This is a genomic window from Marinobacter azerbaijanicus, assembly GCF_030250645.1.
In the GTDB taxonomy this organism is placed as follows: domain Bacteria; phylum Pseudomonadota; class Gammaproteobacteria; order Pseudomonadales; family Oleiphilaceae; genus Marinobacter; species Marinobacter azerbaijanicus.
On record NZ_JASSVS010000013.1, the window covers coordinates 132,846 to 145,616 of the forward strand.

General features: G+C 55.0%; 9 protein-coding genes. All 9 read left to right on the top strand.

Annotated features, from left to right (window positions below; genetic code table 11):
* Window positions 1-7: 7 nt before the first annotated feature.
* The 9 genes from ileS to QPM17_RS19945 all read left to right on the top strand — a co-directional run bounded on the left by ileS (window position 8) and on the right by QPM17_RS19945 (window position 12,760).
* Window positions 8-2,827: an isoleucine--tRNA ligase gene (gene ileS / locus QPM17_RS19905; protein WP_285393170.1), complete on the top strand. Its 2,820-nt coding sequence runs from the start codon at window positions 8-10 to the stop codon at window positions 2,825-2,827.
* 25 nt (window positions 2,828-2,852) lie between these two features.
* Window positions 2,853-3,359, top strand: coding sequence for a signal peptidase II (gene lspA / locus QPM17_RS19910; RefSeq protein ID WP_285393171.1), 507 nt, complete (start codon window positions 2,853-2,855; stop codon window positions 3,357-3,359).
* A 25-nt stretch (window positions 3,360-3,384) separates the two neighbouring features.
* On the top strand, window positions 3,385-3,837 hold the full coding sequence (gene fkpB / locus QPM17_RS19915; protein WP_285393172.1) for an FKBP-type peptidyl-prolyl cis-trans isomerase: 453 nt from the start codon (window positions 3,385-3,387) through the stop codon (window positions 3,835-3,837).
* A 171-nt stretch (window positions 3,838-4,008) separates the two neighbouring features.
* On the top strand, window positions 4,009-4,962 hold the full coding sequence (ispH, locus tag QPM17_RS19920; protein WP_285393174.1) for a 4-hydroxy-3-methylbut-2-enyl diphosphate reductase: 954 nt from the start codon (window positions 4,009-4,011) through the stop codon (window positions 4,960-4,962).
* A 156-nt stretch (window positions 4,963-5,118) separates the two neighbouring features.
* On the top strand, window positions 5,119-5,628 hold the full coding sequence (locus QPM17_RS19925; protein ID WP_285393175.1) for a GspH/FimT family pseudopilin: 510 nt from the start codon (window positions 5,119-5,121) through the stop codon (window positions 5,626-5,628).
* A 3-nt stretch (window positions 5,629-5,631) separates the two neighbouring features.
* A complete protein-coding gene (gene pilV, locus QPM17_RS19930; protein WP_285393177.1) occupies window positions 5,632-6,108 on the top strand; it encodes a type IV pilus modification protein PilV in 477 nt (158 codons plus the stop codon).
* Window positions 6,109-6,122: 14 nt separating this feature from the next.
* Complete coding sequence (locus QPM17_RS19935; RefSeq protein ID WP_285393179.1) at window positions 6,123-7,145, top strand: PilW family protein; 1,023 nt, start codon at window positions 6,123-6,125, stop codon at window positions 7,143-7,145.
* Window positions 7,142-7,744 carry a pilus assembly PilX family protein gene (locus tag QPM17_RS19940; protein ID WP_285393181.1) on the top strand — a complete coding sequence of 201 codons (603 nt, stop codon included), beginning with the start codon at window positions 7,142-7,144 and terminating at the stop codon, window positions 7,742-7,744. The genes QPM17_RS19935 and QPM17_RS19940 overlap by 4 nt, the downstream gene beginning before the upstream one ends.
* A 21-nt stretch (window positions 7,745-7,765) precedes the next feature.
* Window positions 7,766-12,760 carry a pilus assembly protein gene (locus tag QPM17_RS19945; protein ID WP_285393183.1) on the top strand — a complete coding sequence of 1,665 codons (4,995 nt, stop codon included), beginning with the start codon at window positions 7,766-7,768 and terminating at the stop codon, window positions 12,758-12,760.
* The last annotated feature ends 11 nt before the right edge of the window (window positions 12,761-12,771 follow it).

Consider the following 12,771-nt stretch of genomic DNA (forward strand, 5'->3'; position numbering starts at 1 on the left):
CATTACCATGAGCGACTACAAGCACACTCTGAATCTGCCTGAAACCGCCTTCCCGATGCGCGGTAACCTCGCCAAGCGTGAGCCGGACATGCTCAAGCGCTGGCAGGATCTGGATGTCTACGGCACCCTGCGCAAGCAGCGCGAAGGCCGGGAGAAGTTCATCCTCCACGACGGCCCTCCTTACGCCAATGGCAGCATTCATATCGGTCATGCGGTCAACAAGATTCTCAAGGACATGATCGTCAAATCCCGTAGTTTTATGGGTTATGACGCACCCTACGTGCCGGGTTGGGACTGCCATGGCCTGCCCATTGAACACAAGGTGGAGCAGGAAATCGGCAAGGCCGGAGTGAAGGTGGATTACAAGACCTTCCGCCAGGCCTGTCGTGACTACGCCACCAAACAGATTGCCGGCCAGAAAGCCGATTTTATCCGCCTGGGAGTGATGGGTGAGTGGGAAAAGCCCTACCTGACCATGGACCCGAAAGTGGAAGCAGGGATTGTGCGTGCCCTGGGTAAAATCGTTGCCAAGGGCCACCTGGTGCGTGGCTTCAAGCCGGTGTACTGGAGCGTGGTAGGGCAGTCCGCGCTGGCGGAGGCAGAGGTCGAGTACCAGGACAAGACCTCGGTACAGATCGATGTGCGTTTCACGGTAGTGGATCAGGAACGCGTACTCGACCTGTTCGGCACGGACCAGGGTGAGGGAGATGTATCGGTTGTGATCTGGACAACCACCCCCTGGACCATTCCGGCCAACCAGGCGGTGTCCATTCATGCCGAGCTGGACTATGCGCTGGTGCAGGTAGATACCGGCCAGGGCCCTGAGCGGATGATTCTGGCGGCCGAGATGGTGGATGGCATCATGTCGCGCTGGGGTGTCGACCACTTCGAGGTTCTGGCCACGGTACCGGGCGCCGCACTGGAAAAGCTGGCTCTTCATCACCCCGTTTATGACAAGCAGGTTCCATTGATCCTGGGAGACCATGTCTCCACTGACGCAGGTACCGGCGCCGTTCACACGGCTCCCGACCACGGTATCGAAGACTTTGAAGTGGGCAAGGCCTACGGCATCGATACCATCAGCCTGGTCAAGGCCGACGGCACTTACACCCAGGCCGCTGGCGAATTTGCCGGGGTGCACGTATACAAGGCGGACGACCCGGTGTGCTCGGCACTTGAGCGTGAGGGAAAGCTGGTTCGGGCCGAGAAATTCAGCCACAGCTACCCACATTGCTGGCGAACCAAGACGCCGCTGATCTACCGTGCAACCCCGCAGTGGTTTATCAGCATGGACAAGGAAAACCTCCGCAATGACGCTCTGGAAGCCATCAAGGGTGTACGGTGGATCCCTGCCTGGGGGCAGAACCGCATTGAGGCGATGTTCAAACAGTCCCCGGACTGGTGTATCTCCCGCCAGCGTACCTGGGGCGTGCCGATCACGCTGTTTATCCACAAGGAAACCCAGGAGTTGCACCCGGATACCCAGAACCTGATCGAAGCGGTGGCAAAGGAAATCGAGAAGGGCGGGATTGACGCCTGGTACGACATTGACACCGCCGAGCTTCTGGGCAGTGACGCTGACCATTACGAAAAGGTCACCGATACACTGGACGTGTGGTTTGACTCCGGTGTAACTCATGAGTCGGTACTGCGCCCCCGTACAGAGTTGGGGCAGTTCCCGGCGGATATGTACCTGGAAGGCTCTGACCAGCACCGGGGCTGGTTCCAGTCGTCCCTGAAAACCTCCATTGCGATGAATGGCGTTGCACCCTATAGGCAGGTGCTGACCCACGGCTTCACGGTTGATGGCAAGGGGCGCAAGATGTCCAAGTCCCTGGGCAACGTGATTGCGCCACAGGAGGTCATGAACGAGCTGGGCGCGGATATCCTGCGCCTGTGGGTGTCGGCCACCGACTACAGCGGTGAGATGACGGTATCCAAGGATATCCTCAAGCAGACGGCGGATGGCTATCGCCGAATCCGTAATACCGCCCGCTTCCTGCTCAGTAACCTCACCGGATTTGATCCGCAACAGCACGCTGTTGCACCGGAAGATATGATCGCTCTGGATCGCTGGATGGTGGACAAGGCCCTGAGGCTTCAGGAAGAGCTGCATGAGGACTACCAGAATTACGCCTTCCTGCGCATTTACCAGAAGGTTTACAACTTCTGTGAGGCCACCCTGGGTGGGTTCTATCTGGACATCATCAAGGACCGCCAGTACACCACCCAGGCCGACAGCCGCGAGCGTCGCTCCTGCCAGACGGCCCTGTACCATGTGGCAGAGGCGCTGGTGCGCTGGATTGCGCCGATCCTGAGCTTTACTGCTGATGAAATCTGGCAGCACCTGCCGGGTAAGCGCGGTGAAACGGTGTTCTATGAAACCTGGTATGAAGGCCTCACGGCACTGCCGGAAAACGCCGAGCTGGGCCGTGATTACTGGAGCCGCATATACAGCGTCAAGGAAGCGGTGAACAAGCGCCTGGAAGAGGCCCGTGGCCGTGGTGAGATCAAGGGTTCGCTGAGTGCGGAAGTAACACTTTACTGTGAAGGCGATCTGGCGAATGACCTCAACTATCTGGGCGAAGAGTTGCGGTTTGTGCTCATCACCTCTGAGGCAACGGTGAAACCGGTGTCAGAAGCTGGTGATGCCGAACAGACCTCCCATGAAGGTTTGTTGGTCAAAGTGGCTCCGGCCGGCCATGCCAAATGCGAGCGTTGCTGGCACCACCGCGCGGATGTTGGCCAGAATGAAAAATACACCGATCTCTGTGGCCGTTGTGTGACCAATGTGGAAGGGCAGGGTGAGACCCGCTCCTTTGCTTGATGGAAGCCGGACTGTGGAAAGCGTAATGAACGATAGGGAAGTAACCGGCTCCAAGCTCCGCTGGCTCTGGCTGGCGGTGTTGGTGATTGTGCTGGACCTGGGCACCAAGGCTATGGCAACCGCGATGCTGACCTATGGCAACCCGGTGCCGGTGATGCCGATGTTCAACCTGACCCTGCTGCACAACACGGGCGCCGCGTTCAGTTTCCTGGCCGGCGCTGCAGGGTGGCAGCGTTGGTTCTTCATCACTCTGGCGCTGGTGGTCAGTGTGGTGCTGGTGTACTGGCTGAAATCCCTGCGGCGCCATGAAACCTGGTCGGCCATTGCCATCGTATTGATCCTTGGCGGTGCTCTTGGCAACGTATACGACCGCGTTGTGCATGGCTATGTGGTGGATTTCCTGCATTTCTACTGGAACGGCTACCATTTTCCTGCTTTTAATATTGCCGACACCGCCATCACCATTGGTGCCGGCATGATGATTCTCGACATTTTCCGTAAACCCCGGGAGCCTGACGGCGACCCGGAGTGAAGGAAGACAGGAGCGACAGCTGCTAATGAAAGAACTTCCCATAGATAAGGGCACCCGTGTCACTCTCCATTTCGCGCTGAAGTTCAGTGATGGTGAAGTCATTGATTCCACCTTCGAGAAGGAGCCGGCGACGCTGGAGATCGGTGATGAAAACCTGCCGGAGAACTTTGAAGCCTATCTGATGGGCATGAAGGCCGGTGATCGGGACAGCTATGAAGTGCCGCCGGAGAAGGCCTTCGGGCAACATAATCCGAATAACGTGCAGACCTTCAAGCGCAGCGAATTCAGCGCTGATATGGTGCTGGAAAAAGGCGTTATGATCTCGTTCGCGGATGCTCGCCAGAGTGAGCTGCCGGGGGTGGTGAGCCATGTTGAGGGGGATCAGGTTGAGGTGGACTTTAATCACCCTCTGGCGGGGCGTACACTGACGTTTGAGGTGGAAATTATTGATGTGGAGCCTGTTGGGGCCGCTCACTGACATCGCAGCCTTTTATTAAGGTGCATGTCAGTCGGTGGGCAGGCCACTTCGGGATACGCGGTGAATACGTCCATGTACGCTCGACAAAAACATCCATGTTTTTGACGATCCCGAAGTGGCCTGCCCACCGACTTCCGCAGACTTTTTTGATATCGCAGGGCCATTATTAATATGCAAATCCGACTCGCTAATCCCCGTGGTTTCTGTGCCGGTGTAGACCGTGCCATTGAGATCGTGAACCGTGCCCTGGATGTGTTTGGTGCGCCTATCTATGTGCGTCATGAGGTTGTGCATAACAAGTTTGTGGTGGATAACCTGCGTGAGCGTGGTGCTGTTTTTGTCGACGAACTGGAAGAGGTGCCTGACGACAAACTGGTGATATTCAGTGCTCACGGCGTGTCCCAGGCGGTGCAGAAGGAAGCAGCACGCCGTGGTCTGAAGGTTTTTGATGCCACCTGTCCGCTGGTTACCAAGGTTCACCTGGAGGTCATGAAATACAGTCGTGACGGCCGTGAATGTATTCTGATTGGTCACCATGGCCACCCGGAAGTTGAGGGCACCATGGGCCAGTATGATCACGGCAATGGTGGCGAGATCTATCTCGTTGAAGACGAGAAAGACGTTGCCGAATTGGCGGTAAAAGACCCTTCGAAGCTGTCTTATGTGACCCAGACAACGCTTTCCATGGATGATACCGCCCGCGTAATTGATGCGCTGCGGGCGAAGTTCCCGGAAATCCAGGGGCCTCGCAAGGACGATATCTGCTACGCCACCCAGAATCGGCAGGATGCGGTGAAACAGCTCGCCGGTGACTGCGACCTGATGCTGGTGGTTGGCTCTCCCAACAGCTCCAACTCCAACCGCCTGCGGGAGCTGGCCGAACGTATGGGCACTCCTGCCTACCTTATTGATGAAGCTTCTCAGATCGACTCGCAATGGCTTGACGGCAAGACCTCTATCGGCGTGACCGCTGGCGCTTCCGCGCCGGAAGTGTTGGTGAATGATGTGATCGCCAGGCTTCGGGAGCTTGGTGGTGATATGCCGGAGGAGGTGTCGGGCCGTGAGGAGAATATCGTTTTCTCCATGCCCAGAGAATTGCGGATTGATGTGGTGGAGGTGTCCTGAGGGTTTGAGCCTGGTGTTTGTTCAAACAATGACACGCGTCACATACCGCTACCTCACGATACCGCCTATCTCTTTTCAGTAACCGCTCGTCGAAAAGCTATGGATGGCTTTGTGAAGATTGCTTAATCTTCCACCATGCAAGAATGGAAGCGAACCATGTCCAACAAGTTTTCCAGAAACGGCTTTACGCTGATTGAGCTGCTCATAACCCTGACGCTCGTCGGGATTATTGCGGGCATCGCAGTCCCCTCCTTTCGGAATATCATTGTCTCCAATAGCGTCTCGTTCAGCCGCGATGAATTTTTCACGGTACTGAATTATGCCCGCAGTGAAGCAATCAAGTCCGGAACCTCTGTGACCATCTGCAAATCAGCCAACGCCACCAGTTGCGACGACAGTCTCTCCTGGAATGATGGCTGGCTGGTATTTGTCGACCGAAATCAGGATGGAAATCTTGATACGGATGATCGTGTGGTAAGGAGTGTCGCCGGCCTTGAAGGGGCGGTAAGCATGTCCCATGGCGGCAGCGATGATCGAATTACCTACAACAGTCGCGGTATGTTGCTGAGAGGCGATGGGCTTATCACCTTTGCGCACTCATCTGATAGCAAGTACGACAGGACAGTCGATCTGGGTGTTACGGGCCGAGCGATGAAGGGTAGCTGACAAATGAATTATCGTCACCAGCAGGGTGTAGGGCTTATTGAAGTACTTGTTGCGGTCCTGGTGTTGGCCATCGGGCTGCTGGGGCTGGCGGGCCTCCAGACGCAGAGCCTTCGATTCAACAACGAGGCCTATTTCAGAACTCAGGCTACGTTGCTGGCAATGGATATGGCGGACCGTCTCAGGGCAAACCAGGAAACGGCACGAACGAACTCGGCGCTTTATACCTTTACCAAAACGGAAACGGTTCCCACCGGGGGCAAAGACTGTACGGCCAATGAATGTACGCCTGCAGAAGTCGCAGCATTTGATTTCCAGCAGTGGCGGGCCCGGGTTGAGGAGGTGCTCCCCGGGGGGCTTGTTGAGCTGACACCCGAGGCAACCGGCACTGCAACTCCGTGGCAAGGTTATGTAATCGAGGTTGAGTTCAGCAGCACTGAAAGCGCAACCGACCAGATATTTCGTTACAGGGTAAGGATCTGATGGCACATCTCCCTATGAATTACCATCGCGCCAGGCAGGCAGGCCTGTCTCTCGTTGAGTTGATGGTGGCACTGGTGTTGGGTCTGCTGCTCTCTGCTGGTGTGATTACCATTTTTATATCCGCAAAACAGGACTATCAGGTTCAGGATGCGGTTTCCCAGGTGCAGGAAAATGGCCGGTTCAGCCTTGAGTTTCTGTCGAGCGATATCCGGATGGCTGGCTATACCGGTTGCAGTAATGAGATGCCCACGGCGAACAGCGTTGAGAACCCTCCACCATCACTCGCCAGTTTTGGGGAGGGAATTGAGGGGTTCACCGGAACGCCGCCTGCGGCGCAATTCCCGGATGCGCTTGCCGGTACCGATGCGGTCATTGTTCATATGGCGGACACGGACAATGAATTCCCTGTGACAAACCACAATCCCGACGCAGCACAAATTTCAATCGTGGGTACCCATGAATTTGATGTGGGCAGCATACTCATGATTGTCGATAGTGATTGCTCCAGTCAGGGGATATTTTTGTTGACCGGGCCCAGTTCCGGAACCAAAAACAATGCGGTTCATAATACCGGTAAGACATTTACCGTTGGTGGGACTTCCGGGGTTGGTAACTGTACGAAAGCCCTGAAGGGCAATTTCGATTGCGACAATACCGCAGGAGCGAGTAGCACGGCCTATTCCGATGGGTCGACCGTTTTCTCTATCAAGTCGATTGGTTACTACATCAAAGATCCCGACAAGGTAGCCACCATATCCAGCCCGACGCTTTACAGAGTAAATCTCGGAGCTGCTTATCTGGGAGGTTCAACGACTGAACAGCCATTGGTTGAAGGCGTCTCAGATCTGGAAATTCTTTACGGTGTCAGGGACGGAAGCAACATTCAGTACAAAACTGCGGATGTGGTGGAGGCCGCAGATGAGTGGAATGATGTAATAGCCGTTCGCCTTGATGTGGAAGCACAGAGTCTGACACAGGTTGACGGTGCTCCAATTGTTCGAAACTTCGTCAGAACAGTGAGGTTGAGAAACCGATGATTATCCAGTCCAGATCCAATAGAGGCAGTGTTCTGATTGTCAGCCTGGTGTTCCTGTTGTTGCTGACCATTGTTGGTGTCAGTGCCATGAACATGACCAATCTGGAAGAGAAAATGAGCGGTAATTTCCGTGATCATGACCTTGCTTTCCAGACGGCTGAGACCGCTTTGCTGGACGCCGAGGAGTTTGTAGAGACAACCTTTGATATCGATCGGGCTTTGACGGATCCCGCCTGTTCCGGAACCAACTGCTATTCGTCAAGTTGTAATGGCGGGCTGTGTTTCCATGGTGAGTTCCAGAATTCTTCCACTCCTGTGTCTAGCTGTGATGCAGGGACAACGAAAGAGTGGGAGAACAGCGCACTCTGGGCCGATGCGAGCAAGACAAGATCTATTCAGACACAGGTAACCGGAACCGTTGAGAATGCCCGGTATATCATTGAGTTCCGGTGCTTCGTGCCAAGGGACCCAACCAATGCGGACCCGGATCCGGATATTTTTGCCCAGTGGTCGCCGTCATTCCGCATTACTGCAGTTGCCAGTGGCTCATCGACAGACGCGCAGGTCATGCTGCAATCAATCTATAAGCTGGTGAACTAAAAGGCACCGGGAGGACTGGATATGAAAACCAAAATTGTTTCAGTTGGCGCTGTCTGTCTGCTGCTCCTGTCCCAGACCTCTCTGGGCGTGACCGTGAACTCGCCAACTCTGAAATCGGGCGACTTTACGATGCAGCCGCCGGTGCTGACCTCCCAGGAAACGCCGCTGGTCATGCTAGGGCTGTCGGTCGACAACCAGCTTTTCTACAAGGCGTATACAGACTATTCGGATATCGATAGTGATGGCGAGCTGGACATCACCTATATCGATACCTTTGATTATTATGGCTATTTCGATAGCAACTGGTGCTATACCTACAATTCTACGGATGAGGCCTTTGAGCCGGATGCGGTTGCTGGTGGTAGCAACGAGCACAGTTGCGGCGGGTCTGGCCAGTGGAGTGGTAACTTCCTCAACTGGGCAACCATGACGCGCGTCGATGTCTTGCGGCGCGTGATGTACGGCGGCAAACGTTCTACGGATACGGCCAGTTCCACGATTCTTGAGCGTGCCTACATTCCAAGTGACGTTCATGCTTTTGCAAAGGTATACGACGGATCTGATATCCGGAGCTTTACACCTTACGAAAGCACGAGCCTGGATGATGGCGCACTGTCCATGTGTAACGTTTCCTCTGCCCACCCATACTCGTCAACCAGCGAGCCGCAGTTGCGTCTGGCGGAAGGCAGTTACAGGCGGTGGTCGGTAAATGAGTCGCGCCAGTGCCAGTGGGGATCTGGAGCGAATCGTCCATCCAGCGATGATCAACTGAACAATGGCTCTGAGCATGTTGTCAGGGTTAAAGCCTGCGTTTCGGGAAAAGATTCCGAAAGCAGCAGTTGCAGACAGTACAGTGCTGGGAATGCAAAGCCGGCCGGCCTGTTACAGCAATATGGTGAAGGTGGCGATCTGAAGTTCGGGCTGATCAGTGGCGGTTACGAGAACTACATCGCCGGGGGCAGGCTGCGCAAGAATATTAGCCTTATTGGCACTAATCCTGACCCGGCTGACGATGAAGTTGACCTGAGCAACGGCGTGTTCAATAACGTTGATGGCATTATATCGTCCATTGATGCCATCCGGATCATCGGCTGGGACGGCTCCGATTATGATTGCGGTGGCCCGGGTATATCCATTACCAATTTCAAGAATAAGACCAACGCCTGCCGTGACTGGGGTAACCCGATTGCCGAGATTTATGCCGAGGCTGTTCGTTACTTTTCCGGGGCCTCCGGCCCCACAGCCGACTTTTCGAGCGGCTCCGATACCACGTATATCAGCGCTCTGAAGGACGCCAGCTGGCCGGCCAGCCTCGATGTACATCCTCTCAACACGGATACCCGTTGCGCAGCCTGTTCAATCATCATGATCTCGTCCGGCGTTGCGTCGTTTGATGGCGACAACCTGGGGTCTGTCAGTGATATTGAGGGCCTCTCGGGAGTAAGTGATGTGTCCGCCAAGACAAATGCTGTGGGGACCGCTGAATATGGCGCGTTTCCGCAAAATTTCCTGGTGGGCGACCTGACCACGTCTACCGGGGATCTGATCTGTACTTCGAAGAGCGTTAGCAATCTAAGCGTGGCCTTGGGCATTTGCCCGGAAGCCCCGGCTCTTGAAGGTAGCTATCAGATTGCAGGTCTGGCCAGTCATGCGAAGACCGCAGATTTGAGAGCTGATTCCGGAATGGATGGTAATCAAACAGTCGATACCTATGGAGTCGAGCTGGCGGAATCTGTTCCGAGTTTTGAGATTCCTGTCGGTTCCGGCACCATCCGTTTTCTTCCTGCTTGCCAGTCCAAAAGCACGGGAAGTACCAACTGGATACCCTGTAGTCTCTTTGATGTTGAAGTCCTTGCTACCGAAACTGACGGAAGTGGGAACGTTATCTCTGGCACACTGATGTTTCACTGGGAGGATTCTTCCTGGGGTAGCGACTATGACCTTGATGGTTCGCAGGTCATAAGCTTCTGCGTAGGCGGTTCCGACTCGGATTGCGGCGACACTGATAATGATACCCGCACTGGTGCAGATTATGACGATGTTGCCGTGCCAAGTGGGCGGCTTAGAATCGCCCAGGGCGTTGCATACACCGCAGCCGGTTTTGATATCAGGTTTGGTTATGTTGTCACCGGTAGCGACGATGATGGTATCAGTGACTGGTTGCTCCGGCCGGGAGGGCAGAATCGGAATGACCTGTGTCAGGTAGACCAGGACGGCGCAGATGGTAACCCGCTGATGCCTGTTCCAACTACCGGAGCTTCGGCGTCAGTAGGATGTGGCAGTGCTGGCAGCGACTACGGTTACGATCCGGTAGCGAAGAATTATCAGCCAAGTACAAGTTCCGGCGGGGAACTTCTCGACAAGCCGCTTTTCCTGGCAGCGAAATACGGTGGCTTTGCTGACAAGGACGGCAGCGGTGACCCGACATACAAAGGGTCAACCGGCGATACCCGTGAGTGGGACCTGGTGAATAACCGGACCGGGGAGAGCGGTTCGGACGGAATTCCCGACAACTATTTCTTCTCAAGCAACCCGGGGCTTCTGGTCAACCAGCTGCAGCGCATATTTGAAGCCCTGGTTGCGCGCACAGCATCGGGTACTAATGCTGCCGTGGTTGCCAACAGCAGCTCGGGTGTTGGTGCTGTGTATCAGGCGCTGTACCAGCCCCAGAACTCGGTTGGTAATAACACGGTTACCTGGACTGGTACGCTCCGTGCGATATTTATCGATGACGCCGGTCTTCTCCGGGAGGATTCCAACAACAACGCCCAACTGGATGACTACGACACCGACAGAGTTGTCCAGCTTGAGTTTGACCCCAGTGTCGAGAAAACCTTTGTTCAGCGTTATGAGTTCGATACCAGTGGTGACCTGGTTCCCTTAGGCACAGCAGTGGAGTTGAATGATCTGAAGCCGATCTGGAGTGCAGTGGATTCCCTGGCGGAGACTTCATTTCCCGAGGAACAGCGGAGCACCTACACGAGTGCAGATTCTGACCGCCGATATATCCTGACGGCCCTGGACAGAAATAGCGATGGCGAGATTGATGAGCAGGATGTCACTGGTTTTACGAGCTCTGCGATGGGTAGCAGCTACGCTGATTACCATGAATATTTCGGCTTACCCAGCGCTATTGGCCTCGGTGATCTGGTGGACTTTTTGCGAGGCAAAGAGATCGCGGGGCTTCGAAATCGAACCATTGATTATGACAACGATGGAGTTGATGAAGTCTGGCGACTTGGAGACATCATTCATTCCACGCCGGCAGTGGTGGCAACGCCTAATGGTAATTACGACCGCCTGTTCGGTGACTCTACCTATGAAAACTTCGTGGATCAGTACATCAACCGCAGGCAGGTTGTATATGTGGGCTCCAATGGCGGCATGATCCACGCCTTCAATGGTGGCTTCTGGGATGCGGGCCAGAAAAAGTTCTCCACAACCTCAACTGGCAAGACCACTCGACCTCTTGGGCAGGAAATGTGGGCCTATGTGCCGTCAAACCTCCTTCCACACCTAAGGTGGCTGGCCGAGCCCGATTATCAGCATGTTTACTACATGGACGGTGAGCCCGTGGTATTCGACGCCAACATATTCCCGGATGATGCTGTACACCCGGATGGTTGGGGAACCGTTATGGTGATGGGCATGCGTTTTGGTGGTGCTCCTCTTGAAATAGAGGTGGACGGGGCTTCCCAGGTGATGAGATCGGCTTATGTGATCTTTGATGTGACAGACCCCGAACAGCCGCCGAAACTGCTTGGAGAGGTGACCGCTCCGGAACTCGGCTTTACGCTTAGTCGGCCCGCAGTCGTAAAGAATCGTGCGCCCGACACGACTACCGGTGACTGGAGCTCACCTTCAGTCAATGACTGGTATCTCGTGCTTGGTAGTGGCCCCAGAGGAACAAATGCCACCAGCGGAGCAGAGAGCGATCAGACGGCCCGGTTGTTTGCCATTGATCTGAACCAGCTGGTTCAGAATGCCAACACCGGTAGCGCATCCACCAGCTATTTTACAACAATTGCCGGAAGTGACCCCCTTGATCTGGGTGGAGCCAATGGTTATGTCGGTGGAATGGAGACGGCTGACTGGGATCGTGATAGCAGTGAAGACGCACTTTACGTCAGTACTATTGAAGGCTCTGCAGGCTCGCCTTCTGGCCGCCTGCACAGAATTCTTATCGAAGATAATGATGGAGCAAGCAAGACTTACTACGGGCTTTCCGGCGCTCAGCAGAGTGTGATGATGAACCCCGGGTTGCCAATTCAGGCTGCACCCACCACGGTTCGGGACACCTTTGGCGAACGCTGGCTGCTATTTGGCACAGGGAAGCTGTTGGTGCCAGATGACAATGCGCTGGATGATCAGCAGTATTTTTACGGTATCAAGGAGCCGCGCGGCACTGATGGTGACCTGACTTACGGTACCGTCGATCCGTCCGCACTGGTTGATACAACGGATGTGGCCGTATTTGAAGAGAGTGGCGAGGTAAAGGATATCTCCTCGGGATCTGTCGCAACCCTCTCGATTGGCGGCGACTCCGTTTCGACGTTTGATCAGCTTGAGTCGACGCTCCGGGATTATCCTGGCTGGAAGATTCGGATGAGCTACACCGCTGGTGAGGCGTCTGGGCGGGTTACCAATAAAGCGACTCTCAACCCTGCGGATCGCAAGAGTTTCGGGTTTACCGAGTATCTGCCACCAGCCCTCAGTTGTGAGCTGGATGGGGAGAGTTTCCTGTATGCGTTGTCTATCCTGACGGGAACTGCGACACCGGATGCGCCGCTATCCACATCGAATGAGTATGTGGTGAATTCGCGCGAGATGTCGCGAAGTGTGGTGGGCCTCGGACCGGGTTATGCGTCAAGCATAACGTATCATCAGGGAACGTCCGGCACGGTGAAGGCGATTACCAACATGTCGACCGGTGCCATCAATACCACGGAACAGACCGTGGGAGCCCCGGTGAGTGGTCGCCAGTCATGGCGACAGATCGAATCACTCTCTTTCTAATTGGAAATTAT